Genomic DNA, 23,603 nt, shown 5'->3' on the forward strand with positions numbered 1-23,603 from the left:
TCGACGCGCACCCTCTCCGTCCGTGTTCTCCGTGGTCTTCGAACTCGCCCCGAGTCGCGACTCCGGACTATCGGGCCGTGACCGACCGTCGGGGTTGCCCGCCGCTATCGAGGATCGGTGGTCGTTCGAAAAGTGCCCGGGGTGGGCTCCGAACCCACGATCTCCGCATGTCCCAGGTTACGAGGCTCGGCGGGCCCCGAGGGAGGCGGAGGCTTCCAAGGCCGAGGAGTATCCGCACCGAAGCTCGAATACCCTATGAGTGCGGCGCTATGTCCAGCTAAGCCACCCGGGCGCAGTACATCGTAGGCAAATCCCACCCTTGAAGCTTCCCATATCGGTCCGGCCCCGTGGCGTACCTCCCCGACGGCGACGGGTGTCGCGCCGGCCCCCGACGCGGTCGCGCGAGCGGTCGTTACCGTGCCTCTATCGACTCGATAGCGTCGGTGGCGGCCGCCGAGAGGTCGTCGTCGGTCGTGTTCGCCGCGGCGTACTCCAGGGCGCTGACCGCGCGGTCGCCGCCGAACGCTTCGAGCAGGCCGACCAGCGTCTCCGACGTCGCCACCGTGATCGAGAGCCCATCCTCGAACGGATCGTCGCCGTCGCTCTCGGCGTCGACGTTGCTGCGGAGCGTCCGGGCGGCCGGGTCGACGAACGCCTCCGTCGGGACGGCGACGTCCGCGTCGACGTCGCTCGCAGCGACGGTGGCGAACGCGAACAGCGCGTGCGCTTCGAGTCGACCGTCGGTTTCCAGCATCCGCTCCTCCAGGTCGCCGACGACCGGCACGAGGTGTTCGGGGTCGGCCTTCGCGAGTTCGAACAGTGCGGACCCCGCGAGGAGGTCGTTCATGAACGCTCGATCGACCTCACGCAGCGTCGTCGAACTCCACTCGTCCGCGGGTCGGTTGGTGAGGACCGCGACGAGGTCCGGTGCGAGTTCCGCCGCGACCGAGGGCCGTTCGGTCGCGAGTTCCTCCACGGCGCCGAGGCTCTCGCCGACCACCTCGCCGTCCTCGTGGCCGAGCAACTCCCGGAGATCGGCGACCTCGTCCGGGCCCAGCGCCTCGGGCGACCGTTCGGCCGTCTCGCCGAGGCTGTTGGCCCGCTCCTCGTCGGTGGGGCCGGTCACGGTTCGTCGGATGCGATCGGTCAGCGAGTCCGTCGCACCGTCGTCTTCGCCGGTCATACGTCGGTCCAGAGGCGCATAGGTAATAAAGCGACAGCCTGTCCGACCGCTCCACCCCCCGGATTTATGCCCCGCGACGGGGACACTCCGCGCATGAGTCACCCGGAGATCGTCCAGTCCAGCCTCGACGGCGAGTCCGTGGCCGCGAGCGTCGGCCTCGGCGGCGAGGACCGCCTGCTCGTGACGCCGACGCGGACGCTCGTCTACCGGGCGGAGGGACTCCTCTCCGACGAGAGTGTCGAGGAGTTCCCCCACGAGGCCGAACACGTCGGGGTCGACGAGGGTCGACGCAAGTCGACGATCACGCTCGACTACGGTCTCGACGGCGAGCGTACGTTCACGGTGCCGACGAAGACCCTCGATTCGGTGTTGCACCCGGTGCTCGCCGGCGTGTTGAACGCCGCGGGGATCACCGACCCCGGCGAGACGATCAAGCAGACCTTCCGGTTCAGCGAACTGACGGTCGTCGTCACGAGCGCACGACTCGTCCGCCACATCGGTGGGGCCGTCTGGGACGAGGAGTACGACGAGTACCACTTCGACGACGTGACCGACCTCGACTTCGAGGAGGGGAGCGTCGCCACCAGCGTGGTCCTCACCGTCGGCGGCCGACAGGAGCGGTTCAAGGCACCCAACAACAGCGCGCGTGCGCTCCGCGAGTCTCTCGTGTCGGCGGTGTGTACCCACCACGGCGTCGACGACCTGGATGGACTCCGTGCGGCCACGACGCCCGACGACACGGTGGCCGACTCGGAGGACGTGGCATCGGGGTCGGCATCCGGGACCGACGGCCGCGTGTCGTTCGGTGAGGGACCGGAACCGCTCGGAACCGGCGACCCGACGACCGACGAAGGGAACGGCGAACAGGCGACGGAGGGGTCGATCGGGGGGGCGGGCGACGACGGTGACCGGCCACACTCCACTGGTCGTCGGCCACAGGCCGACGACGACGAGGGACCACGCCCCTCGGCCGGCCGTACGCAGTCCGGCGACGGTGACCCGTCCGGGTTCGACGACTCCGGCTTCCAGTCCGCCACTGAGATCGACGACTCGGCGGTCGCGCAGGAACTCGCCGACCTACGCGACGCGGTCGAGGAACAGAACGAACGGCTCGACCGCCAGCGGCGGACGATCGAGCGGCTGATCGAGGAGCTCCGACAGGGGCGCTAGTCGCGGCCGAGCACTTTTCGCACACAGGAGGAGCCGAACGGCCCGAGTTCGCCCGATTCGAACCGGACGAAGTGGCCGGTCGAGAGCCCGGCCCCGCAGCGCCGACACTCGAACTCGCCGTCGCGGGCGACGACGTCGCGCTCGAAGCGGACGAACCCCCCGCTCCGGACCCGGATACGGCCATCTTCGCGGTCGATCAGTCCCCGGAGTTCGGCCTCGTCGAGGACCGTCCGCGTGAGCGTCGGGTCGGTCGTCACCGTCTCGATGCGGTCGACCACGGCGGCCAGCGACAGGTCGTCGCGTTCGAGGTTGGCGAGGAGGTCAAGGGCGAGTTCGAGGCGGTCGTCGGTCGATCCCGTCCCGGTCACGCCCGACCGTTCGACGGGGGCGACCATGAATCCCGCGACGGGAGCGAACACAAACCGTTTGACCGGGGGCGACGACCGGGGTGTATGGACCGTCGCCTGCGACTCCTCACGGGGGTGGCGCTCGTCGCCGTCGTCGCGACGCTCGCGTGGGCGCGCTCGCCGTCGTGGGCGCTCTCTCGCCTGGCGTGGCTGGCCGCCGACCCGGGCCGGCTGACGGCCGCGCTCGTCGTCGTTGCCGTCGTCCGGCCGCTGTTCGCGTGGCCGACGACGCTGCTCGCGGTGGTCGCCGGCTACGGCCTCGGCCCGTGGGGGTTCCCGCTCGCGCTCGGCCTCGTCGTCGTCACCAGCCTCCCCCCGTACTGGCTGGCCGGGCGCGGCGCGGGGGCGGGCCGCATCGCCGCCGCCGGCGAGCGACTGGTCGCCGAGGCGGGCGACCTCCGGAGCGTCGCCGGCAGTCGACTCCTCCCGCTCCCTTCGGACGTGGTGTCGGCGGGTGCGGGCGTCGCCGGCGTCCCGCTTCGGGCCTTCGCCCTCGGGACGGCCGTCGGCGAGGTTCCGTGGGTCGCCGTCGGCGTCGTCGCCGGCGACTCGCTCGGTGGGTTGGAGCGGGCGTCGCTCGGCGCCGCGATGGAGCCTGGCGTCGTCGTCGGGGCGGCGCTGCTCGCGACCCTCGCCTTCGCCGGCCCGGTGTACCGTCTCGTCGTCACGGCGGAGTGATCGACGGTCAGTCGAGCAGCGACTCGCCCGTCATCGCCGCCGGCTCGCCGACGCCGACGAGTTCGAGGACGGTCGGTGCCACGTCACACAGCGAGCCGCCGGACCGGATCCGGCGGCCGCCCGAGGGGTCAGCCCCGGGTGCGAGGTAGACGATCGGCACCGGGTTGGCGGTGTGGGCGGTGTGAGGGTCGTCGACCGTCCCCATGTCGTCGGCGTTGCCGTGATCGGCGGTGAGGAGGACGTGGCCACCGGCCGCGTGGACGGCGTCGACGAGCCGGCCGAGTTGGACGTCGACCGCTTCGACGGCCTCGACTGCCGCCTCGAACTCGCCCGTGTGGCCGACCATGTCCGGGTTGGCGTAGTTCAACACCAGCACGTCCGGGTCGTCGTGATCGATGTGATCGATGGCGGCGTCGGTCACCGCGGCGGCGCTCATCTCCGGTCTGCGGTCGTAGGTCGGGACGTCCGGACTCTCGACGATCCGACGCCGTTCGCCCTCGAACTCCACCTCCCGACCGCCGTTGAGGAAGTAGGTGACGTGGGCGTACTTCTCGGATTCGGCGATCCGAAGCTGGGTCTTTCCCGCCCGCGAGAGCGTCTCACCGAGGGTGTCGGGGAGGTCGAGTGGCGGGAAGGCGACGGGGAGGTCGAACCGCTCGTCGTACGCGGTCATCGTGACGAGGTGGACCTCCGGCGGGTCGGTGTCGAACTTCCACTCGCGATCGAAGTCGGTCAGCATCCGGACGAGTTGTCGGGCGCGGTCGGCTCGGAAGTTGACGAAGACGGCGGCGTCGCCGTCCTGCGGGGCCGGACCGCCCTCGATCAGCGTCGGTTCGACGAACTCGTCGGTCTCGTCGCGGTCGTAGGCGGCCTCGACGGCGTCGACGGCCGTCGGGGCGACGTGGTCGGCCTCGCGGTCGACGACCGCGTCGTAGGCGCGTTTCGTCCGCTCCCAGTTCCCGTCGCGGTCCATCGCGTAGTACCGGCCGGTCACCGTCGCCACGTCGCCGGTGCCGTGGTCGTCGACGACCGCCTCCAGGTCCGCGAGGGCGTCGGCACCCGCGGTCGGCGGCGTGTCGCGCCCGTCGGTGAAGGCGTGAGTCACCGCCTCGACATCGTGGCGGGCGGCGAGGTCGATCAGGGCGTGGCAGTGTCGCTGGTGGGCGTGGACCCCGCCCGCGCTGACCAACCCCAGCAGGTGGAGGCGGCCGCCCGTCTGGGCGACGCTTTCGACGGCCCCGCGGAGCGCTTCGTTCTCGAAGAAGGAGCCGTCCGCGATGGCGTCGTCGATATGGGCAAGCGGCTGGGTGACGACGCGGCCGGCGCCGATGTTGAGGTGGCCAACCTCGCTGTTGCCCATCTGCCCCTCGGGGAGGCCGACCCGACGTCCGGAGACGTCGAGCGTGCCCGACGCCCCGGTGGCGAGATAGCGGTCGAAACGCGGCGTGTCCGCGGCCGAGACGGCGTTGCGGCCGGGACCGTCCAGCCCCCAGCCGTCGAGGATGACCAGCGCGGCGTCCATGCCGGAGCCGACGGCTCGGTCGGTTATCTACCTGTTGGATCGTGAGAGAGCCGTCACGCTCGTCGATTCGCCCCGACGACCGGGCCACCGATATTCATATGATCACGTGTCGGGAACGTAACCCATGACGAGCGAGCCAAACGGCATCCGGGTCGGTGTACTGTCGCTACACAACAGCAAGGAGACGAAGGCGATTCTGAACGCCGTCGAGGACCTGGGCCACGACCCGGTGTGGCTCCGCCGGGAGAACACCGCCGTCTCCATCGAGGACAGCGAGGTGACGGTCGACCCGGACGTGGACGTGGTCGCCAACCGTCTGTTGCTCTCGACGACGGGCGACCCCGCCGAACTGCTCGGTCTGGCGACGACGTTCGAGCGCATCCGGCCGATGTTGAACGAACCGGACGCGGTGTTGACCGCCATCCACAAGTTCGCGACGGCGGCGACGCTCGCGGACTGGAACGTGCGCGTCCCCGACGCCTTCCTCGCGCTGTCGAACGAGGGACTCAACGCCGGCCGCGAGCGCTTCGGCGACGTGGCCGTCTACAAGACCGCCATCGGCACCCACGGGGGCGGCACGTGGAAGGTCGACCTCACCGACCCCGTCAACCCGCGGGTCGGCACCCGGCAGGCGTTCCTCCAGGAACTGGTCGAGCGCGATCCGGACAGCCACCGCGACCTCCGGGTGTACGTCGTCGACGACGAGATCGTCGGAGCCATGTACCGGTACGCGCCGGAGGGTGACTGGCGGACCAACGTCGCGCTCGGTGGCGACGTTGCCGACGCGAGCGACGACCTCCCCGAGGCGGCCGCCGAGACGGCGCTGTACACGACCGAAGTTATGGGTCTGGACTACGCCGGCGTCGACCTCATCGAGGGTGACGACGGCTGGTTCGTCCTCGAGGTCAACCCCACGGCGGGGTTCAAAGGGCTGCACCAGGCGACTGGCATCAGCCCCGCACCCCACATCGCGAAACTCGCCATCGAACGCGCCGGCGGAGCGGTCGACGACGACCGGGTTCGCGACCTTGCCGCGACGCTCGACGACTCGACGCCGTCGTGCATGCCACGGATCACGCCGCCCGAACGGGAGGATCTTCCCGTCATCGGCTACATCGAGGACGTCGTCGCCAGCGGCACCAGCGGGTCGGCCCAGGTCAAGGGGAAATCGGACACCGGCGCGACCCGGACCAGCATCGACACCGGACTCGCCGCCGAAATCGGTGCGGGACCGATCAAGAGCATGACTCGCGTCAAGTCGGGGAGCGTCAAGTCGGGGAAGGCCCGTCCGGTGGTCGACCTGGTCCTCGGCATCGGCGGCACTCAACACACCGTCACCGCGAGTGTCGAGGACCGGAGCCACATGGACTACCCCCTATTGTTGGGACGGGACGTCCTCGAACACTACTGCGTCGACGTGCGTCGGCGCTCGGACGACGCCGACGACAGGCCGGAGGGAGAGATTCTGGAGGAGTGAGCGGTCGCAGACGTTTTCACCCGGCCCGCGGTAGACGCCGCCGATGACTCCGCTGGAGATCAGTCTCCGCCTCCTCGCCGGCGTCCTGCTCATCCTCGCGAACGGCTTTTTCGTCGCCATCGAGTTCGCGCTCACCCGCGTGCGGCAGTACCCCGAATCCGAGTTCGACACCCCGGCGCTGCGCCGGGCGTGGGAGATGACCCAGGACCTGGAGATCTACCTCACGAGCTGTCAGGTGGGGATCACCGCCACCAGTATCGCCGTCGGCATCATCGCCGAACCGGCGCTGGCGGCGCTGTTCGACCCCGTCTTCACCGGGGGAGCCCTCGCGGGTGTCGGGGCCGGGACCTTGATCGCGTACGCGATCATCAACCTCGTCCACCTGACCCACGGCGAGCAGACGCCGACGTACCTCGGCGTCGAGCGCTCGAAGTTCGTCTGTCGGTACGGCGCGCGGCCGATGTACTGGTTCGCGTGGCTCATCTCGCCGGTGATGCGCGTCGGCGACACCGTCGCCAAGGCGACGCTCAAACTCTTCGGCATCGAGATGACGGGGGCGTGGCTCGAAACCGAAGAGCAGGTCATCGAGTCCCGGGCCGACCTCCGGACCCGCCTCACCTCCCTGCTCGATCGGGGCGACCTGCCCGAGGAGCGCCGCGAAGAAGTGCTCAACGCCCTGGCAGTCGACGAGACCCCTGTCGAGGAGATCATGACCGACGCCGACGACGTGATCGCGCTCTCGACGACGGCGTCGGTCGAGGGGAACCTGGAGACGATCAGGGAGACGCCCCACACCCGCTTTCCCCTGATCGGCGAGGAGCCGACCGACTTCCGCGGCATCGTCTACGTCCCCTCGATCCTGACCCACATCGACGACCTCGAGGCCGGCGAGACGACGTTCGAGGCCATCGCCGCGCCGCCGATGACCCTGTCGACCGACACGAGCGTCAGCGACGCCTTCGACCAGTTCCAGGCCGAGGAGCAGGAACTCGCCCTCGTTATCGGTGACGGTGAGGTGGCCGGACTGGTAACCGCGACCGACGCCCTCGAAGCCGTGATGGGCGAACTCGACGACCCGCTGGATCGGGCGTGGGGCGGGGCGGGAGAGGAGGTCGGAGCCGACGGCGACGCTCACGCCTCGTAGTGTGCCCAGACGTACAGCGTGGCGTAGGACCGGTACGGTCGCCACGTCTCCGCGACCGACCGCATCGCCTCCCGGGAGTCACAGTCGTACAGGTCTTCGAGTCCCCGCCGGACGGCGAGGTCGCCGAGGGGAAGGACGTCCTCGCGGCCCAGCGCGAACATGCAGCACATCTCCGCGGTCCACCGACCGACCCCCGTTATCTCGGTCAGCGCCTCGACCACCGCCTCGTCCGATCGCCCGTCGAAGGCGGTCCGGGAGAGGTCGAGATCGCGGAACGCCGCCGCGGCGTTCCGGAGGTAGTCGACTTTTGTGCCCGACAGGCCGGCGTCACGGAGCGCCTCCCGGTCGGCGTCGAGGACGGTTTCGGGGGTCACCTCGCCCAGCAGGTCGAACGCGCGCTCTCGGATCGCCTCGGCGCTCGCGGTCGACACCTGCTGGTTGATGATGCTCACGACGAGACGGCGGAACGGGTCGTCCGCGAGGGTGAGCGACACCTCGCCGTGGGTCTCCATCAGGTCGGCCATCACGGGATCGGTCCGGAGGACGCGCCGCCAGTCGCTCATTCGGCCCCTCCCGACCCCGGTCCGGGAGCCAGCGGATCGACTCGACCGAGGCGGTCGAAGACGCGACTCGCGACGCCGACGGCGAGAACCGACAGCACGACGGTCGCCAGGGGCAAGAGGAGACCGGGGTCGTACCGGAGCGGCGGGTGGTAGCCCAGCGCGTAGTCGAAGACGTCGTTCACGAGGAGGGCGCCGAGGGCGACTTTCAGCGCTCGGTCGGTCGTCCGTCCGTAGTGAGGGATGGCGAAGGCCTCGACGACGAACAGGAGGTGGGTGAGGACGATGCCCCAGTAGTCCCACAGGGCGGCCCCAGTGAAGCCGACGTAGAGGTCGGGCCGGAGGGTCAGCGCCACGACGGTCCAGAGGCCGTACTTGAGGAGCCAGACGAACGCGAAGGTGTGGAGGTAGGCGAGCGGAACGTTCACCGGGGCGTTCCGGACCCGCCGCCGGAGGTTGGGGAGAAGCGTCGCGATGGACAGCGTCGCCAGCGCGATGGCGGTCGGCGAGTCGGCGAAGAGCGGGTAGAGGATCGACGGAAGCGCCGCGAGCGAGGGGTCGGAGTGGACGTAGAAGCTCACGCCGACGAGGAAGGCAGTCCCGTTGGCGACCAGGAGGACCGAGAGACTGGCCGGGTTGCCGAGGTAGTGCTCCACGTAGCGTCCGCCGTCGAACGGGACGGAAACCATCGGTCGTGACGAGGGCCGGTCGGGGGTAAAGCCTGTCGCGTCACGTCGCGGTCGACACCCACAACTCTGATACCCCGGTCGCCCGTTTTCCCGGTAATGACTGCCACGCGTACGGTCGAACTGGAAGGGCACATCATCGACTCGGGGATGATGCAGCGGTGTTTCGGTATCGTGATGGACATGGGCGGCTCCTTCGAAGTCGAGGAGTTCGACATCGGCCGCCACAAGGACGAGGTGTCGTACTGCCGGATGCGGGTGCAGGCCGACGACGAGGACACCCTCCGGTCGATCCTCCACGAGCTCCACCAGAACGGGGCGAACCTCTCGGACCCCTCGGACGCGACCCTGGATCCCGCGCCCGCCGACCAAGTGGTTCCCATGGGCTTCTACTCGACGACCAACCACCCGACGCAGGTGCGCTACGAGGGGGAGTGGATCCCCGTCGAGGACGTGGAGATGGACTGCGCCATCGTGGTCGACCCCGACGGTCCGGACGGCCCCCGGGCGCACACGAAGGTGCTGAACGCCATCAACGAGGGCGACCTCGTGGTGACGGGCGAGGCGGGGATCCGTGTCCAACCCCCCGAACGCCCCCGGGACGCCTCCGGCCCCTTCGGGTTCATGCAGGGTGGCGTCTCCAGCGAACGGCCCTCGGAGTCGCTCATCGAACAGGTCGCAGAGGCCATCGCCGAGACCAAACGCGAGGGCGGGACGGTGCTCGCGGTGTGTGGGCCGGCGCTGATCCACTCGGGTGCGGGCGACGAACTCGCGCGCCTCGTCCGGGAGGAGTACGTCGACATGATCAGCGCCGGCAACGGGTTCGCCGTCCACGACCTCGAACGCGGCATCTACGGCACCTCGCTGGGGATGGACATGGAGACGCTCGAACACCCTCGACAGGGACACAAACACCACATCTACACGATCAGCGAGGTGATCCGGGCGGGTGGCATCGAGGAGGCCGTCGAGGAGGGACTGGTCGAGGAGGGTGTGATGTACGAGTGTGTCTCCAACGACGTGCCGTACGTCCTCGCGGGATCGATCCGCGACGACGGACCACTTCCCGACACCATCACCGACTCCGTCGAGGCCCAGAACGCCATCAGGGAGCAAGCCCACGAGGCCGACATGGTGTTGATGCTGGCGACGCTGCTGCACTCGGTCGCGGTGGGGAACTGCCTCCCGTCGACGACGAAGGTGGTCTGTGTCGACATCAACCCCGCGACGGTGACCCAACTGCTCGACCGCGGGAGTTCGCAGGCCATCGGTATGGTGACCGACATCGGTACGTTCGTTCCGACGCTGGCCGAGAAGTTGCTCGACGAGGACGACGCGGCCTGAACGAGGCACAAACCGCCGTTTGAGCCTCCCCAAAGCCTTTGCCGTCACCCGGAGTCGTCCTGGGTATGCGTCGCGAAACAGCGCTGGCCGGCGGTGTGGTCGGCGTCGTCGTCGTCGCCGTCGTCGCCGCCGTGCTGGTCCCCGGCGCGCTCGCGGACCCGACCGACGACCGGCCGGTCCGTCCCGGCCCGGTCGACATCGCCGACATGGACCTCTCGGCCGGCGACGTGACGGGGGATACGGTCGTCTTGAACGTGGAGACCCGCCTCTCACACCGCGGGCCACCCGCACGGAACGTCAGCCTGCGGGTGCAGGCCGTCGACGCGGAGTCGGGGCTCGTCGAGACGGGGCGATCGGTCGATGTCGGTGACCTGACCGCCGAGGGGGAGACGGCCGTGTCGACGAACTTGACCGTTCCCCGCGAGGGTGGCTATCGCGTCCGGGCGGTCGCCTACCGCGACGGGGAGCGCGTCGACAGCGGGGCACGCGAACTCCGCGGGTTGGAGGCGCTCCAGCCCGCCTACGCGCGGAGCGCCGTCGCGTTCGCCGACCGGGAGGCCCTCCCGCCGATTTCCTTCTCGGTCGCCGAGACGGACGACGAGCGGACCACCCTCGCCATGCAGGCCGCCTTGACCAACGGGGGCGACGACCAGCCCGAGGACCTGGAGGTCACGCTGACCCTCCGGCAGGCCGACTCGAACATCGTCGCCAACCGGACGACCGTCCCCGTCGAGTCGGTGCGTCCCGGCCGGACGGAGACGGTCGACACCCGGCTGACGGTTCCGTCGGGGTACAACTACTACATCGACGCCGTGCTCTGGAAGGACGGCGTCGTCGTCGACACCGCACGCGGGGCCGCGAACCTCGATCCCTCGGAGACGATCAGCGTCAACGAGACCCGACAGGACGTGGAACTGCGCGTCGGCGACTTCACCCGCGGCGACGGTGGCTCCGGCGACCGGCCCGTTCCCGAAGCGACGGGTCAACCGACGTCGAGCGCCGGCCCCGGCTTCGGCGTCGCCGTCGCCCTCGCGGCCCTCGTCGCCGCTGCGCTACTCGTCCGGAGGAAGAGTCAATGAGCGAGACCACCACCGACACCGAACCGAGCACAGGCTCCGACGACGACAGTAGCGATACCGACACCGGTGTGCGCGTCCGGCGCTACGCCAACTACGCCGTCCTCCTCGTGTTGGGACTGCTCGCCCTCGTCGCCGTGATCCGGCTGTACTTCAGCGTTTCGAACGCCATCACGACGTGGGTCGCCAGCGAGTACCGCTCGCTCTTTCAGGCGGCGTTCAACCTCGTCGTGTTGCTGGCGGCGGGGCTCGGTATCTCCTACCAGCTCCGACGGCTGTACGGCTAGGTGACGACGACCCACGCGAGAAACACCGCGACGCCGCCGAGCGCCGTGCTGAGGACGCCGTGGACCCGGAGTCGGTCAAGCAGGGCGTGGGCGTCGCCGCTCACCGTCAGTAGCTCGTGGACCTCGCTCCCGAGTTCGCACTGGGGCAGGAAGTCCATGGCGACGTGGAGGAAGATACCGGCGGCGAAGCCGAAGACGACGCCCCGGACGGACGGCGCGGCCGGCAGATCGATCAGACTCGAGAGGATGGCGGCGATGCCGACGCCGGCGGCGGGGACGAGCAGTGCCGTCGGCTCCCGACCGTTCGAGACGAGTCGTCGGGCCGCTGCGTACCCCGCCGGTCCCTTGTGCGAGACGATGGCGAGGCCGAGGATCGGCCCGAGGTCGGGCATGTTCCCGTAGACGATGCCGATTATGACCCCTGCGGCGAAGGCGTGTGCCGACAGCGCCGCGGTCGTACGGCCCATCGGCAGGTCGTGGTGGGCGAGGCGGTGCCCGACCGTGTGGCCGGCGAACCCGGCCAGGAGGCCGAAGGCGACGCCGAAGCCACCGAAGTTCGGATCGTGGGCGATGGCCTGTGGCACGAGAAACACCGCGGCACTCGTCACCATCGCGCCGCTCGCAAGCCCGTACCCCCACACGAGCGCCCACGGGCGATCGCCGGGCGACCGCCGTCCGAGTGCGACGCCACCGGCCATGGCGAGGAAGGCGACCCACGAGATGCCGAGCAGTTTCCAGGCGTTCACCCTCGCGGCCAGTACGGACAGCGCCACGAGTAGCCCCGTCGCGGCGACGCCGAGATGCGAGCGTTGGATCATATTAACAACAAAATAATAGAAGTTAATAATACGTTCGATTCGGTGAGCCGGCCGTCGGTCGCCGTCCTACCGGGTCGCTCGCTTCCACGCCCGCAGGTCGAGAATTTCCCCGTCGACGGCGCCGGCGTCGACGTCGCGGGCCGCCCACACGAACATCGGCGCGACGTCGTCGGGGTCACGACCCTTCCCGCCGCTCAGTCCCGTGGCCACGTAGCCGGGGTCGACGACACCCACCGGTTGCTCGATGTCGGCCGAGAACCCCCGAACCAGCGCCTCCGCGCCCGCCTTCGAGACGGCGTACGGCCCCATGCCCGGTGTCGCCTCGCGGGCGACCGATCCCGACGGGACGAGGATCCGACCGTCGGCGGCGAGGTGGGGCAACGCTTCCCTGATCGTCGCGAAGACGCCCCGGACGTTCGTCCGCATCGTGTCGTCGAACGCGGCGTACGACGCCTCGTCGAGCGGACTCTCCCCCGGGTCGCCACGGGAGATCGCGGCGTTCGCCACCACCACATCGATGTCGCCCCCGTGGGCGCCCGTCTCCATCAGTCGCTCCACGTCGTCCTCGTCGCGCACGTCGGCTCGGACTGCGGTCGCCCCGTCGACGCCGCCGGCCACGGCCTCCACTTCCTCCAGCGTCCGGGCACAGCACGTAACGTGTGCTCCCTCGTCGACGAACCGACGGACGACGCTCGCACCGATTCCACGACTTGCTCCCGTCACCACGGCGTTCGTCCCGTCCATACGCGTCGTTCGGGTGCCACGAGTATGAAAGACAGGACGGGTCGTGAACCCTGTGACCGTTTCTCAATCACGGTCGTTTATTTGCGATACACCAAATTAATTTCAGAATTTTTAAGCCCTCCCGTCTCGAATCGGAGGTATGAGCCGATACACCGACTCCGACGAGCGTACCGACACCGACTACTACCTCCCCGGCGTTTCGATCAGGTCGACCGAACCCGGTCCAGTCGAACGGTTTTTCAGACGGCTGTTCCGCCGTCGCGGTCGCTTCTGACGCCGCCGTTTCGTGACCGTTTTGCCCTTCGCCGACCTCCCACTGCTAGATGACCCTCCGCGCGTTCGATCCGCTCCACGTCGTCGCGGCCCATCTCGTCATCCTGGTCGCCGTCATCCACTTGGCGCTCGGCGTCAGCAACTGGCTCACCTACCTCGCGGGCGGGATCATCGTCCCGCCGGACGTCCGCTGGCCGCTTTTCGTCCTCTCGGGTGTCGCCATCGTGGCCGGTCTGGTCGCCGCCATCGCCGGCGTCGACCGCCGACCCCTCTACGCCGCTGGTGTGGGGTTGATGATCGTCTACGTCGTCGGCTACTTCGCCTGGCACGTGGGCGGCCACCGACCGCTCCTGATCGTCGGTCCCGGCACCCACCACCACGGCTCGACGCTCGCCTACCTGGTCGCACACGTCTTCGCTGGCCCCGTCGAGTTCCTCGCCCTCGTCAGCGAGACGGCCCTCGCCAGCCTCCTCGGGGTTCTCTACTACCGCGAGGACTGACCGCCGCCGGCAGCGCGCGGCTCGTGGGAACGCGGCACACTCTTTTGCCCGACAGCATCGAAGGACGGGCATGGCACGCGATCCGTTCGTCGTCGGCGGCGGCGACGCCGCCGGTCTGAGCGCAGCGAGCAAGTTCCGACGCGAATCCGACCGGGAGGTCGTCGTCCTCGAACGCGGGCGGTGGGTCTCGTATGCCCACTGTGGCCTCCCCTACTTCGTCGAGGGCTCCGTCGGCCGGCTGACCGACCTCCTGTCGCTCTCGCCGGCGGACATCGAGGAGCGGGGGATCGACCTCCGACGGGGCCACGAGGCGGTGGCTGTCGACCCCGACGACCGGACGGTGACGGTCCGAACCGACGGCGAGCGGTACGAGCTGTCCTACGACGAGTTGCTCGTCGCGACGGGCGCGAGCGCGACGACCGGCCCGTTCGACGCCGGCCGCGACGGCGTCTTCACGATCCACGGCCTCGACAGCGCGGCCGCCCTCGACGCCTACCTCTCGCCGCCGGACGACTACGACCGCGCCCGCCTCGGCGACGGCCCCGTCGACGAAGCGCTGGTCGAACACAACGCCGCGCTCGACCCGCCTGCACGGGCGGCCATCGTCGGCGGTGGCTACGTCGGCGTCGAGATGGCCGAGGCGCTCGCCGCCCGTGACCTCGACGTCCACCTGTTCCAGCGCTCCGACCACCTCCTCGCGCCGTTCGGGGAGGCAGTCGGGGAGCGGGTCGCGTCCCACCTCGAGGCCCGGGGCGTGACCGTCCACGCCGGTCGGCCGGTCGATCGAATCGAGGGCGAGGATCGTGTCGAGGCGGTCGTGGCGGGAGGTGAGCGCTACCCGTTCGGTCTGGCGGTCCTCGGCGTCGGCATCGAACCGAACGCGAGTGTCCTCGACGGCACCGGGGTCGGCCGAGGCTCGGCGGGGGCGATCCGAACCGACGCGTACGGGCGGACCTCGGTTCCGGGAATCTACGCCGCGGGCGACGTGGCGACGGCACGCCACGCCGTCACCGGCGAGGAGGCGTGGGTCCCGCTCGGGCTGACGGCCAACCGCGCCGGACGGGCCATCGGTGCGACGGTCGCCGGCGATCCGACGCCCGTCGGCGACGTGGCCGGGACTGCGGTCGTGAAGGCGTTCGACTTGGAGTGTGGCCGCGTCGGATTGGTCCCCGAGGCGGCCACGGAAGCGGGCTTCGACCCCATGACCGAGACGATCACCGCGGGGTCGCGGTCGAGTTACTACCCCGGCGGCGACGACACGGTCGTCACGCTCGTCGCCGATCGGACGACCGAACGCGTCCTCGGGGGGAGCATCGTCGGCCGCGACCGCGCGGCGATCCGGATCGACACGCTGGCGACGGCCATCGAGGCCGACATGACGGTCGGTGACCTCGAACGGTTGGATCTGGCCTACGCACCGCCGTTCAGCCCGGTGTGGGACCCCGTCCTCGTCGCCGCGAAGGTGCTCGGCGGTCGGCTCGACGACTGACGTTCGCGGTGACCGCTCGGTCGCCACACCTGCCGCCCGTCCCGGAGATCGGACACCGACCCCGTCAGTGCCGGGTAGTATATACGGATCACGTTCGTACGGGGAGCCATGTCTGCCAGTCCGCCGGTCGGAGACGCCGACGGTCGGTCGGTCGTCGTCGTCGGGAGCGGCTTCGGTGGTCTCTCGACGGCCTGCTACCTCGCCGACGCCGGCGCGGACGTGACCGTCCTCGAGAAGAACGAACAACTCGGCGGCCGGGCGAGCCGTCTCCACGCCGACGGGTTCCGCTTCGATATGGGGCCCTCTTGGTATCTCATGCCCGACGTGTTCGAGGACTTCTTCGGCGACTTCGGCCGCCGACCGGACCAGTACTACACCCTCGAACGCCTCGACCCCCACTACCGCATCTTCTTCAAGGACGGCGACCGGGCCGACCTCGTCCCCGACATGGACGAAAATCGCGACCTGTTCGAGTCGTACGAACCCGGCGCGGGCGCGGCACTCGACGACTACCTCGACCGGGCCGCCTACACCTACGACGTGGGGATGGAACACTTCGTCTACGAGGACCGCCCGCGCCTGCGGGACTACGTCGACCTCGACGTCCTGCGGTACGCCCGCGGCCTCTCGCTACTGGGGACGATGCAGGACCACGTCGAAGAGTACTTCGAGCACCCCAAACTCCAACAGATCGTCCAGTACTCGCTCGTGTTCTTGGGTGGTGCACCCAACAACACGCCCGCGCTCTACAACCTGATGAGCCACGTCGACTTCAACCTCGGTGTCTACTACCCCGAAGGAGGTATGGGAAGCGTCGTCGACGGCGTGGTCGCGATGGCCGAAGAACTCGGCGTCGACTTCCGGGTCGATCATCCGGTCGCGGAGATCAGGGGCCGCGAGGGTGGATTCGCCGTCCGCACTGAGGACGGCCGCGAGTTCTTCCCCGACGAGGTGGTCTCCGACGCCGACTACGCCCACACCGAACAGGAGTTGCTCCGCCCCGAGGACCGCCAGTACGACGCCGACTACTGGGACTCGCGCACCTACGCCCCCTCCGCCTTCCTCCTCTATCTCGGCGTCGAGGGCGACGTGGAGCCGCTCGCTCACCACACGCTCGTCCTGCCCACGGACTGGGACGATCACTTCGAGACTATCTTCGGCGACCCGGCGTGGCCCGAGGACCCGGCCTACTACCTCTGTGTCCCCTCCGAGACCGACGACACCGTCGCCCCCGACGGCCACAGCAACCTCTTCGCACTCGTCCCCCTCGCGCCGGGACTGGACGACACGCCCGAGCGCCGCGAGCGGTTCCGCGACCTGGTGCTGGACGACATCGCCGACCACACCGGCGTCGACCTCCGGGACCGCATCGTCTTCGAGGAGTGCTTCTCCGTCTCCGAGTTCGCCGATCGGTACAACAGCACGCAGGGGACCGCACTCGGCCTCGCACACACCCTGAGACAGACCTCGCTCCTCCGCCCGCCCCACGCCTCGAGCGAGGTCGACGGCCTCTACTTCACCGGATCGTACACCACGCCCGGCATCGGTGTCCCCATGTGTCTCATCAGCGGCCGACTGACGGCGGAGACGATGGCCCGCGAACGCTCATGACCCTCGACGGTCGGCTCCGCTACCTGGTCGTCTGCTCGCGGCCGCGGTTCTGGCTCTACCTCGCCGGCCCCGTCGCCGTCGGCGTCGCCTACGCCGCGTCCACGACGGCCGACCTGTTCACGCCGCCGACCCTAACGCTCGCCGCGTACTTCCTCGTCCCCGCGAACGTCCTGCTGTACGGCGTCAACGACGTGTTCGACGCCGACATCGACGGGCTGAACCCCAAGAAAGACGAGCGCGAGGTGCGGTACGGCGGCGACCCCCTGATCCCCGCCGCCGTCGTCGCGAGCGCGCTCCTCGTTCTCGTCCCCACCGCGCTGACGCCACCGCTGGCGTGGCCGTGGCTCGCCGGATTCGTCGTCCTGGGCGTGGCCTACAGTGCCCCGCCTGCCCGCCTGAAGACCCGGCCGCCACTCGACTCGCTCTCGAACGGCCTGTACGTCCTCCCGGGTGTCGCCGCCTACGCCGCCGTCGCGGGAACCAACCCTCCCGCCCTCGCCGTCGTCGGCGGCTGGCTGTGGGCGATGGCGATGCACACCTTCTCCGCGATTCCCGACATCGACCCCGACCGCCGGGCGGGTATCGAGACGACTGCGACCCGCCTCGGCGAGGGGTGGACGTACGCCTACTGTGCGGGCTGTTGGACGGCCGCCGCCGTCGCATTCGGCCTGCTCGACCCCCGTCTCGGCGTGCTCCTCGCGCTCTATCCCGTCGGCGTCGTCCTCGTCGCGCGGTCGTCAGTCGACGTCGCCCGGGCGTATTGGTGGTACCCCGCGGTCAACACCGTCGTCGGTGCGCTGTTCACCATGGGCGGGCTCTGGAGGCTCGTCCATGGCTGACGACGGCCTAGAACGTCGCGCTGTGGCGACCAGCCCGACCCGCGACGTCGTTCAGGCTCGACTCGACGCCCTCGTCCGCGAGAACCGCTTCACTATCGCCGTCGTCTTCCCCGCCGTGGGTGCCGTCCTCCTCGTCGCGAGCGCCGAGGGACTCCTCCCGGCGCCGCTCGCGTTCAACCCGTGGCTCGTGCTCGCGGGCGTCCTGGTGATGCGCGCGCCGCTGCTCGTGGGCGTCGGACCGCTCCTCGACTGGCGGGCGGCAGTCGGCGTCGCCGGCCTCTGTGCGTACGCCTACGCCGTCGAGTACGTCGGCGTCACCACCGGGTGGCCGTACGGCGAGTTCCACTACACCGTCGACCTCGGCCCGACGGTCGGCGGGATTCCGCTCGCGCTCCCTGTCTTCTTCCTTCCGCTCGTACTGAACGGCTACCTGCTCTGTCTGCTTCTCCTCGGTGACCGCGCGGGACGCGTCGCCGTCCGCCTCCCCGTCGTCGTCGCCACGGTGGTGCTGATGGACCTCGTTCTCGACCCCGGTGCGGTGGCGCTCGGGTTCTGGACGTACGCCAACGGCGGTGCGTTCTACGGCGTCCCGCGCTCGAACTTCCTCGGGTGGGTGGGATCGGCGACCCTCTCGGTCCTCGTCCTCGACCGAGTGCTCGACCGGACTGCGCTCCTCGACCGTCTGGATCTGTGTCCGTTCATGCTCGACGATCTCGTCTCTTTCGTCCTGCTCTGGGGTGGTATCAACGCGTGGTTCGGCAACGCCCTCCCCGTCGCTCTCGCGGCGCTGTTCGGGCTCGGACTCCTGTGGACCGACCGATTCGACTCGACGCCGTTCCGACCTTAGCGGGTGGGCAACCAGTCGAGGAGGCTCGTCTCGGCCTCCGGCCCCGTCCCGGTTGGGGCGCTCGCCGGCACCGCGCCGACACGGTAGAACACCGCTTCGGGGTCCCGGAGCACGGCCCAGTTGAGCGCGGTGCGGACGAGCAGCGACACCTTCCGCCCCGTCGAGAGTTCGGGCGTCGCGCTCAGCACGTCGAACTCGCGCTCGCGGATGAGTCGGTGGTGGTCGGCGTACAGCACCGCCGCGAGCGTCACTGCGAACTGGCAGTCCTCGGGGAGGTACTGGATGCCCGCCACGCCGTCCTGGTACAGCCCCTCGGTCCGCTGCATCTCGTGGCGCATCGCGTCGGCGAAGGCCTCGGAGTACTCCAAATCGAGGATCGCTTCGGGGTCGACGCCGTACTCTTCGAGCGTCGTCGCCGGGAGGTAGATCCGGTCGCGTTCGACGGCGTCTTCACCGACGTCCCGGAGGAAGTTCGTCAGTTGGAACGCCTCGCCGAGCGCCGTCGCGTGGGGGAGTGCCTCCTCGTACGCTTCGGGGTCCATCACCGCCGTCATCATCCGCCCGACTGCGGCCGCGGAGCCGTCCATGTACGCCCGGAGTTCCTCGTAGGACTCGTACCGTTCCTTCGTCACGTCCGTCAGCATCGCGTCGACGAACGCGTGGACGTCGGCGTCGTCGATGCCGTGTCGGTCGCGCATCTCCGCGAAGGCAGCGAGGACCGGGTCGTCCGCCGCCGACTGGCTCTGGTTTGCCGAGGAGCGTGGCTCCTCGCTCTCGCTCTTCGAGGAGCGTGGCTCCTCGCCCAGCGCCGCCGCGCGGAGCCGTTCGAGTTCCCTCCGCTGTTCGTCCGGTGGCACCCCCTCTGCGTCGTCGACCACCTCGTCGGCCACCCGGAAGAACGCGTAGAGGACGTAGGTGGCCTCGCGGATGCGTGTGGGGAGGAGTCGGGTGGCGAAGTGGAACGTCGTCCCCGTCCGCCGCTGTATCTCCTTGCCCTGTGAGACGCCGTCGTCGGTCACCACGGCTGACCCTCCCGACGGTGTGCCGTGGCGGGGCGGCCGTTGACGACGTGTGCGTACCCGTTCATCTCACCAGAACGTGTCGCTGCAGTCGTAGACGACGCCGTGGTTCGGACAGACGTACTTGCAGTGACGGCGGTTCATCGCCGTCTCGCAGCGTGGACAGGGGCGCCCACCTGACACTGACATATACGATACGATCGTCCCGGACCGACATGACTGTTCCGCCGGCATCGGAAGCGGTGTCGGGATTTGAACCTCGGCTCCGCGACGGCACGTCGTTCGGAACCACCGGATCCGACGCCCGGCCGGGTGACCTATCGTCGAACGCTCAGGTCAGCACTCCGACCAGCCACACGACTCGCAGGTCTTGCAGCCCTCGGTGTAGTTGAGGTTCATCCCGCCACACTCGGGGCACTCGGGGCTCTCGCCGGCTGCGAGGAGGTCCGCCGTATCGTCGTCGACACCGGACGCGGCGGTCGCCCCGCCGTCGGCTTCCGGTTCGGGCTCCTCGTCCATCGCCCGCGCTTCGGCCTTCTCCAGTTCCGAGAGGTTCTGCTGTTTGGGATAGGGGCGGTCGATCTCGTCGTCGAGGTAGCGCCGCATCGCCGTGCCGATGGCGTCCGGGATGGAGTTGATCTGTTCGCCCTTGTCCCACGCGACCTTCGGCGAGCGGATACCCTGCAGTTCGGAGGCGATCTCGCGGGGGTCGACGCCCGACCGGAGCGCCGTCGAGATGGTCTTCGCCAGCGCCTCGGTGAAGGAGGCGGTGAAGCCCCCGGAGTTGCCGATGTTGGCGAACAGTTCGAACGGCCGTCCGGCGTCGTCCTCGTTGATGTTGACGTACAGTTTCCCGTAGCCGGTGTCGATGCGCTGGGTGACGCCGTGGAGTACGTCCGGCCGCGGGCGCTTGGTGCCGAGTTCCGGTTCGCGTTCGCCGTCGGCGGCCGCGAGCAGCTCCTCCAACTGCGCGTCGAGGACGGCTTGGACGTCCTCGTTCTCGAGGAAGCCCTCGACGCCGCCGAACACCTCCTCGATCTGTTCGACGAGTGCTTCGGCGGCCTCGCTCTCGTCGGCGAACTCGGTGTTTTTCGCGCGGGTCGTCAGCACCTGCTTCGAGCGCGTGCCGTCGCGGTAGACGGTGACGCCCTTCCCGCCGTGCTCGTAGATGTAGCGGTACACCTCGTCCATGTCCTCGATGGACGCCGAGTTGGGGAAGTTGCAGGTCTTCGAGATGGCTGAGTCGACACCCTGCTGACACGCACACTGGACGGCGGCGTGTTGCTTCCCGGAGAGGTCGCCGGTGACCACGAACAGTTCGCCGATGGCGTTCGGCACCGTCTCCAGTCCCTCGACGCCGTCGAACGCGTTTGCGGCCATCTGCTCTTGGGCCTCCGCTTTCACCGCGTCGATGTCGAGGTCGTTGGCCTCCAGCGTCCGCAGGAAGTAGTCGTCGAACTCGACGAGCATCTCGTCGCCCTGCACGTCGTCGGAGACGTTCTTGTAGTAGGCGACGTTGTAGATGGGCTCACAGCCGCCGGTCGTGTTGCCGACCATCGAGGTGGTGCCGGTCGGCGCGATGGTCGTCGTGTTGTGGTTGCGGATCGGGTAGCCGTCGGCCCACTCGTCGGCGTCCTCGCCGGTGTGGTGTTCGAACCACTCGCGATACCTCGTGGGGTCGGCGTACTTCGAGTCGTCCCAGTCGGCGAAGGAGCCACGGTCGGCGGCGAGTTCGTGGGACGCCCGCTTCGAGCCGTGGTTGATGTGGGTCATCAACTGGCGGGCGACCTCGTTGCCCGTGTCGCTCCCGTAGCGGATGCCGAGTTGGACGTACAGTTGGGCGAGTCCCATGACGCCCAGGCCGATCTTGCGCATCTCGCGGACCTTCTGCTCGATCTCGTCGACCGGGAAGTCCGACATGGTGACGACGTTCTCGAGGAAGCGAGTGCCGTACTCGATGCGGTGGTCGAACTCGTCCCAGTCGATCGCCGCCTCCAAGAACGCCTCGACCGCCGCTTCGGTCGTGTCGTACTCGTCCTCGTGGTGCTCGGCCCACACCCGCCAGTCCGGCGCGCCGGTGTCGGCGAGCGTCGAGAGGTTGATGTGTCCGAGGTTGCAGGCCTCGTACTCCTCCAACGGCTGTTCGCCGCATGGATTTGTTGCAAGAATCCTATGACTTGGATTTTCTTCTATATCGAACGAATGCTTTTTGTTCACCCGTTCGAGGTAGATGACGCCGGGTTCGCCGTTCTCGTGGGCTCCCTCGACGATGTCCTCCCAGATCACCTCGGCCGGCATCGACAGTTCCTCGCCGACCTCGACGTACTCGCCGAGGCCGAACATATCGTACAGTTCCTTCGTCTCCGGGGTGGCGACGTGGGCTTCGCCGGTCCGGGGATTGGTGAAGGTGAACTCCTCGCCCGCCTGCAGCGCTTTCATGAAGGCGTCCGTGATGCCGACGGAGATGTTGAAGTTGGAGAGGTGACCCTCGACGGCGTTGCGGAGGTGTTTGGGAACCTTCCCCTCGTCGTCGATGAGTTCACGGGCCTCCTCCAAGGCGTCCGCAAAGGAGTTGTGCGTGAAGTCGTCGGGGTCGTTGAGTCGGAGCGTGTGAGCCAGCGAGACGTCCTTGTTCTTGGCGTGGATGAACTGGATGACGTCGGGGTGGGAGATGCGCATGACGCCCATCTGTGCGCCCCGACGCGCGCCCCCCTGCGCGATGGTCTCGCACATCTGGTCGAAGGTGCGCATGAACGTGATCGGTCCCGACGCGATGCCGCCGGTCGAGCCGACGGGGTCGCCGTAGGGGCGGAGCCGCCAGAACGCGTAGCCCATGCCGCCGCCGGACTGGAACACCTGTGCGGCCTCCTTGGCCGTCTGGTGGATGTCGTCGATGTCGTCCTCGGGCGAGTCGACGAAACACGCCGAGAGTTGCTGGAGTTCGTCGCCCGCGTTCATCAGCGTCGGCGAGTTCGGCATAAAGGAGAGGTCCTCCATCAGCGTCTCGAACTCCGTCCGCGTCCCCTCGACGGTCTCCCGAACGTCCTCCGGCAGTTCCGGCACGACCGTCTCGTAGGCGAACTTGTTGACGTTGTACTCGGTGAGCGCCGTCTCCGCGTCCGCATCGGCCGTCGTCCCCGTACCGAACACCTCCTCGGCGAGTTCGTCCCGTCGAGGGTGGTCCGGCTTCAACTGGTCTGGCGTGACCGTGATCTCCGTCCCCTGCTTGCGCGCCTCGAACACCGCCTCCGCGAGGGCGATGTTCTTCGCGACGCGCGGGAAGAGGTCCTCCGGATCCTCGATCAGTTCCCCATTGGCGTCCTTCCGGAGGTACCGTGCTGGCAGGATGTTGTGGTACGCGTTGGCGGTGAGTCGCTCCTCGAGCGTCTCGCCGTCCGTGCGTTTGATCGGTAGTTCTACTTCGTCGGCGTCGAAATCGTGCGTACTCATGTGTGCTGGTGGTCGGTTCGTGTGTCCCCCCGCCGCCGCCCCGACCCGGCGTCCGGCGTGATCCAACCGCTGACTCGAATCGCGTGGATGACGATTACCCCAAGTGGAATCGGGCGTGTAAAGGCGTTGGTTCGGGTGTCCCAAGCCGCCGATATATCCGACTTCTATCTACTTTCTGATATCGGAGACGGCGCGTGGCCGCCTGTACGGTAACATCAACGCTTCCGTACGCATATAACGGTATTCAGATCGAAGTGAAAGTGAAATACGAGTCCCGTAATTCGCAGACACAACGCCGAAATGCACCCGAAGGGATGGGGGGTAAGTCGGCGGGTGCTGTGGGCGGCGACACTCCGAGCACCGCGGGACGATCGCTCACACACTACCGCCGTGAGCGCGTCTCACGATCGGATATATTCATATTCTGATATACAAGATACGGCTGCCCGACAGAACGCCGCCCACAGACTTATGCGCCC

Annotated in this window: 23 protein-coding genes and 1 tRNA gene; 13 read left to right on the top strand and 11 right to left on the bottom strand. The window is 68.7% G+C overall.

Features of this window, described 5'->3' with window-relative positions:
- Positions 1 to 133 precede the first annotated feature (133 nt).
- Both NBT81_RS10405 and NBT81_RS10410 read right to left on the bottom strand, forming a co-directional pair.
- Positions 134 to 292: transfer RNA gene (locus NBT81_RS10405), tRNA-Met, on the bottom strand.
- Positions 293 to 412: 120 nt separating this feature from the next.
- Positions 413 to 1,183 (bottom strand): hypothetical protein, encoded by a 771-nt coding sequence (locus NBT81_RS10410; protein WP_338738236.1) that lies wholly within the window; start codon positions 1,181 to 1,183, stop codon positions 413 to 415.
- A gap of 93 nt (positions 1,184 to 1,276) precedes the next feature.
- Between NBT81_RS10410 and NBT81_RS10415 the strand changes: the two genes are divergently transcribed.
- Positions 1,277 to 2,353: a DUF7115 domain-containing protein gene (locus NBT81_RS10415; protein ID WP_338738238.1), complete on the top strand. Its 1,077-nt coding sequence runs from the start codon at positions 1,277 to 1,279 to the stop codon at positions 2,351 to 2,353.
- Here NBT81_RS10415 and NBT81_RS10420 read toward each other — a convergent pair.
- The gene (locus NBT81_RS10420) at positions 2,350 to 2,748 is read right to left on the bottom strand and encodes a DUF5830 family protein (protein ID WP_338738240.1); all 399 of its coding nucleotides are present in this window, start codon (positions 2,746 to 2,748) and stop codon (positions 2,350 to 2,352) included. The genes NBT81_RS10415 and NBT81_RS10420 overlap by 4 nt on opposite strands.
- 57 nt (positions 2,749 to 2,805) lie before the next feature.
- On the opposite strand from NBT81_RS10420, the gene NBT81_RS10425 reads away from it, so the two are divergent.
- Positions 2,806 to 3,438, top strand: coding sequence for a VTT domain-containing protein (locus NBT81_RS10425; RefSeq protein ID WP_338738242.1), 633 nt, complete (start codon positions 2,806 to 2,808; stop codon positions 3,436 to 3,438).
- 7 nt (positions 3,439 to 3,445) lie between these two features.
- Here NBT81_RS10425 and gpmI read toward each other — a convergent pair whose 3' ends face one another.
- Positions 3,446 to 4,960 carry a 2,3-bisphosphoglycerate-independent phosphoglycerate mutase gene (gene gpmI / locus NBT81_RS10430; RefSeq protein WP_338738244.1) on the bottom strand — a complete coding sequence of 505 codons (1,515 nt, stop codon included), beginning with the start codon at positions 4,958 to 4,960 and terminating at the stop codon, positions 3,446 to 3,448.
- Between the two features lie 124 nt (positions 4,961 to 5,084).
- Here gpmI and NBT81_RS10435 point away from each other — a divergent pair, with 124 nt between their 5' ends.
- The gene (locus tag NBT81_RS10435; RefSeq protein WP_338738246.1) at positions 5,085 to 6,437 is read left to right on the top strand and encodes a RimK family alpha-L-glutamate ligase; all 1,353 of its coding nucleotides are present in this window, start codon (positions 5,085 to 5,087) and stop codon (positions 6,435 to 6,437) included.
- 43 nt (positions 6,438 to 6,480) lie between these two features.
- Positions 6,481 to 7,581 (top strand): hemolysin family protein, encoded by a 1,101-nt coding sequence (locus NBT81_RS10440; protein ID WP_338738248.1) that lies wholly within the window; start codon positions 6,481 to 6,483, stop codon positions 7,579 to 7,581.
- Here the strand turns inward: NBT81_RS10440 and NBT81_RS10445 are convergent.
- Both NBT81_RS10445 and NBT81_RS10450 read right to left on the bottom strand, forming a co-directional pair.
- Entirely contained in the window at positions 7,569 to 8,144 is a 576-nt protein-coding gene (locus NBT81_RS10445) for a DNA-3-methyladenine glycosylase 2 family protein (protein ID WP_338738250.1), read from the bottom strand. The two genes, NBT81_RS10440 and NBT81_RS10445, sit on opposite strands and share 13 nt — an antisense overlap.
- A complete protein-coding gene (locus tag NBT81_RS10450) occupies positions 8,141 to 8,830 on the bottom strand; it encodes a DUF1405 domain-containing protein (RefSeq protein WP_338738252.1) in 690 nt (229 codons plus the stop codon). The genes NBT81_RS10445 and NBT81_RS10450 overlap by 4 nt, the downstream gene beginning before the upstream one ends.
- A gap of 96 nt (positions 8,831 to 8,926) precedes the next feature.
- On the opposite strand from NBT81_RS10450, the gene NBT81_RS10455 reads away from it, so the two are divergent.
- The 3 genes from NBT81_RS10455 (at position 8,927) to NBT81_RS10465 (ending at position 11,534) form a co-directional block, all read left to right on the top strand.
- The gene (locus NBT81_RS10455; RefSeq protein ID WP_338738254.1) at positions 8,927 to 10,171 is read left to right on the top strand and encodes a TIGR00300 family protein; all 1,245 of its coding nucleotides are present in this window, start codon (positions 8,927 to 8,929) and stop codon (positions 10,169 to 10,171) included.
- A gap of 65 nt (positions 10,172 to 10,236) precedes the next feature.
- Complete coding sequence (locus NBT81_RS10460; RefSeq protein WP_338738256.1) at positions 10,237 to 11,250, top strand: DUF7490 domain-containing protein; 1,014 nt, start codon at positions 10,237 to 10,239, stop codon at positions 11,248 to 11,250.
- The gene (locus tag NBT81_RS10465; RefSeq protein WP_338738258.1) at positions 11,247 to 11,534 is read left to right on the top strand and encodes a hypothetical protein; all 288 of its coding nucleotides are present in this window, start codon (positions 11,247 to 11,249) and stop codon (positions 11,532 to 11,534) included. The genes NBT81_RS10460 and NBT81_RS10465 overlap by 4 nt, the downstream gene beginning before the upstream one ends.
- Here NBT81_RS10465 and NBT81_RS10470 read toward each other — a convergent pair.
- Both NBT81_RS10470 and NBT81_RS10475 read right to left on the bottom strand, forming a co-directional pair.
- A complete protein-coding gene (locus NBT81_RS10470; RefSeq protein WP_338738260.1) occupies positions 11,531 to 12,352 on the bottom strand; it encodes a ZIP family metal transporter in 822 nt (273 codons plus the stop codon). The genes NBT81_RS10465 and NBT81_RS10470 overlap by 4 nt on opposite strands.
- Before the next feature lie 66 nt (positions 12,353 to 12,418).
- Positions 12,419 to 13,096, bottom strand: a complete 678-nt coding sequence (locus NBT81_RS10475; protein ID WP_338738262.1) for an SDR family oxidoreductase — start codon at positions 13,094 to 13,096, stop codon at positions 12,419 to 12,421.
- Positions 13,097 to 13,235: 139 nt separating this feature from the next.
- Here NBT81_RS10475 and NBT81_RS10480 point away from each other — a divergent pair, with 139 nt between their 5' ends.
- From NBT81_RS10480 to cruF, 6 genes are all read left to right on the top strand, one after another.
- Positions 13,236 to 13,370 (top strand): hypothetical protein, encoded by a 135-nt coding sequence (locus tag NBT81_RS10480; protein WP_338738264.1) that lies wholly within the window; start codon positions 13,236 to 13,238, stop codon positions 13,368 to 13,370.
- Between the two features lie 49 nt (positions 13,371 to 13,419).
- Positions 13,420 to 13,869, top strand: coding sequence for a hypothetical protein (locus NBT81_RS10485; RefSeq protein ID WP_338738266.1), 450 nt, complete (start codon positions 13,420 to 13,422; stop codon positions 13,867 to 13,869).
- A gap of 70 nt (positions 13,870 to 13,939) precedes the next feature.
- Positions 13,940 to 15,358, top strand: a complete 1,419-nt coding sequence (locus NBT81_RS10490; protein WP_338738268.1) for an FAD-dependent oxidoreductase — start codon at positions 13,940 to 13,942, stop codon at positions 15,356 to 15,358.
- A gap of 108 nt (positions 15,359 to 15,466) precedes the next feature.
- The gene (locus tag NBT81_RS10495; protein WP_338738270.1) at positions 15,467 to 16,969 is read left to right on the top strand and encodes a phytoene desaturase family protein; all 1,503 of its coding nucleotides are present in this window, start codon (positions 15,467 to 15,469) and stop codon (positions 16,967 to 16,969) included.
- Positions 16,966 to 17,808, top strand: coding sequence for a prenyltransferase (locus tag NBT81_RS10500; protein WP_338738272.1), 843 nt, complete (start codon positions 16,966 to 16,968; stop codon positions 17,806 to 17,808). Before NBT81_RS10495 ends, NBT81_RS10500 begins: the two co-directional genes overlap by 4 nt.
- Positions 17,801 to 18,655, top strand: coding sequence for a bisanhydrobacterioruberin hydratase (cruF, locus tag NBT81_RS10505; RefSeq protein ID WP_338738274.1), 855 nt, complete (start codon positions 17,801 to 17,803; stop codon positions 18,653 to 18,655). Before NBT81_RS10500 ends, cruF begins: the two co-directional genes overlap by 8 nt.
- Here cruF and NBT81_RS10510 read toward each other — a convergent pair.
- The 3 genes from NBT81_RS10510 to NBT81_RS10520 all read right to left on the bottom strand — a co-directional run bounded on the left by NBT81_RS10510 (position 18,652) and on the right by NBT81_RS10520 (position 23,124).
- Positions 18,652 to 19,677 carry a phytoene/squalene synthase family protein gene (locus NBT81_RS10510; protein WP_338738276.1) on the bottom strand — a complete coding sequence of 342 codons (1,026 nt, stop codon included), beginning with the start codon at positions 19,675 to 19,677 and terminating at the stop codon, positions 18,652 to 18,654. The two genes, cruF and NBT81_RS10510, sit on opposite strands and share 4 nt — an antisense overlap.
- A gap of 66 nt (positions 19,678 to 19,743) precedes the next feature.
- Positions 19,744 to 19,863, bottom strand: a complete 120-nt coding sequence (locus tag NBT81_RS10515; RefSeq protein ID WP_338738278.1) for an HVO_2523 family zinc finger protein — start codon at positions 19,861 to 19,863, stop codon at positions 19,744 to 19,746.
- A 147-nt stretch (positions 19,864 to 20,010) separates the two neighbouring features.
- Entirely contained in the window at positions 20,011 to 23,124 is a 3,114-nt protein-coding gene (locus NBT81_RS10520) for an adenosylcobalamin-dependent ribonucleoside-diphosphate reductase (RefSeq protein WP_338738280.1), read from the bottom strand.
- Positions 23,125 to 23,603: the final 479 nt, after the last annotated feature.

The organism is Haloplanus sp. CK5-1 (assembly GCF_037201915.1).
Taxonomy (GTDB): Archaea; Halobacteriota; Halobacteria; order Halobacteriales; family Haloferacaceae; genus Haloplanus; species Haloplanus salilacus.

Bases quoted from the DNA above. Each gene is read 5' to 3' on its own strand.
- NBT81_RS10410 (WP_338738236.1), bottom strand. From the start codon at position 1,183: ATGACCGGCGAAGACGACGGTGCGACGGACTCGCTGACCGATCGCATC.
- NBT81_RS10415 (WP_338738238.1), top strand. From the start codon at position 1,277: ATGAGTCACCCGGAGATCGTCCAGTCCAGCCTCGACGGCGAGTCCGTG.
- NBT81_RS10420 (WP_338738240.1), bottom strand. From the start codon at position 2,748: ATGGTCGCCCCCGTCGAACGGTCGGGCGTGACCGGGACGGGATCGACC.
- NBT81_RS10425 (WP_338738242.1), top strand. From the start codon at position 2,806: ATGGACCGTCGCCTGCGACTCCTCACGGGGGTGGCGCTCGTCGCCGTC.
- gpmI (WP_338738244.1), bottom strand. From the start codon at position 4,960: ATGGACGCCGCGCTGGTCATCCTCGACGGCTGGGGGCTGGACGGTCCC.
- NBT81_RS10435 (WP_338738246.1), top strand. From the start codon at position 5,085: ATGACGAGCGAGCCAAACGGCATCCGGGTCGGTGTACTGTCGCTACAC.
- NBT81_RS10440 (WP_338738248.1), top strand. From the start codon at position 6,481: ATGACTCCGCTGGAGATCAGTCTCCGCCTCCTCGCCGGCGTCCTGCTC.
- NBT81_RS10445 (WP_338738250.1), bottom strand. From the start codon at position 8,144: ATGAGCGACTGGCGGCGCGTCCTCCGGACCGATCCCGTGATGGCCGAC.
- NBT81_RS10450 (WP_338738252.1), bottom strand. From the start codon at position 8,830: ATGGTTTCCGTCCCGTTCGACGGCGGACGCTACGTGGAGCACTACCTC.
- NBT81_RS10455 (WP_338738254.1), top strand. From the start codon at position 8,927: ATGACTGCCACGCGTACGGTCGAACTGGAAGGGCACATCATCGACTCG.
- NBT81_RS10460 (WP_338738256.1), top strand. From the start codon at position 10,237: ATGCGTCGCGAAACAGCGCTGGCCGGCGGTGTGGTCGGCGTCGTCGTC.
- NBT81_RS10465 (WP_338738258.1), top strand. From the start codon at position 11,247: ATGAGCGAGACCACCACCGACACCGAACCGAGCACAGGCTCCGACGAC.
- NBT81_RS10470 (WP_338738260.1), bottom strand. From the start codon at position 12,352: ATGATCCAACGCTCGCATCTCGGCGTCGCCGCGACGGGGCTACTCGTG.
- NBT81_RS10475 (WP_338738262.1), bottom strand. From the start codon at position 13,096: ATGGACGGGACGAACGCCGTGGTGACGGGAGCAAGTCGTGGAATCGGT.
- NBT81_RS10480 (WP_338738264.1), top strand. From the start codon at position 13,236: ATGAGCCGATACACCGACTCCGACGAGCGTACCGACACCGACTACTAC.
- NBT81_RS10485 (WP_338738266.1), top strand. From the start codon at position 13,420: ATGACCCTCCGCGCGTTCGATCCGCTCCACGTCGTCGCGGCCCATCTC.
- NBT81_RS10490 (WP_338738268.1), top strand. From the start codon at position 13,940: ATGGCACGCGATCCGTTCGTCGTCGGCGGCGGCGACGCCGCCGGTCTG.
- NBT81_RS10495 (WP_338738270.1), top strand. From the start codon at position 15,467: ATGTCTGCCAGTCCGCCGGTCGGAGACGCCGACGGTCGGTCGGTCGTC.
- NBT81_RS10500 (WP_338738272.1), top strand. From the start codon at position 16,966: ATGACCCTCGACGGTCGGCTCCGCTACCTGGTCGTCTGCTCGCGGCCG.
- cruF (WP_338738274.1), top strand. From the start codon at position 17,801: ATGGCTGACGACGGCCTAGAACGTCGCGCTGTGGCGACCAGCCCGACC.
- NBT81_RS10515 (WP_338738278.1), bottom strand. From the start codon at position 19,863: ATGTCAGTGTCAGGTGGGCGCCCCTGTCCACGCTGCGAGACGGCGATG.
- NBT81_RS10520 (WP_338738280.1), bottom strand. From the start codon at position 23,124: ATGAGTACGCACGATTTCGACGCCGACGAAGTAGAACTACCGATCAAA.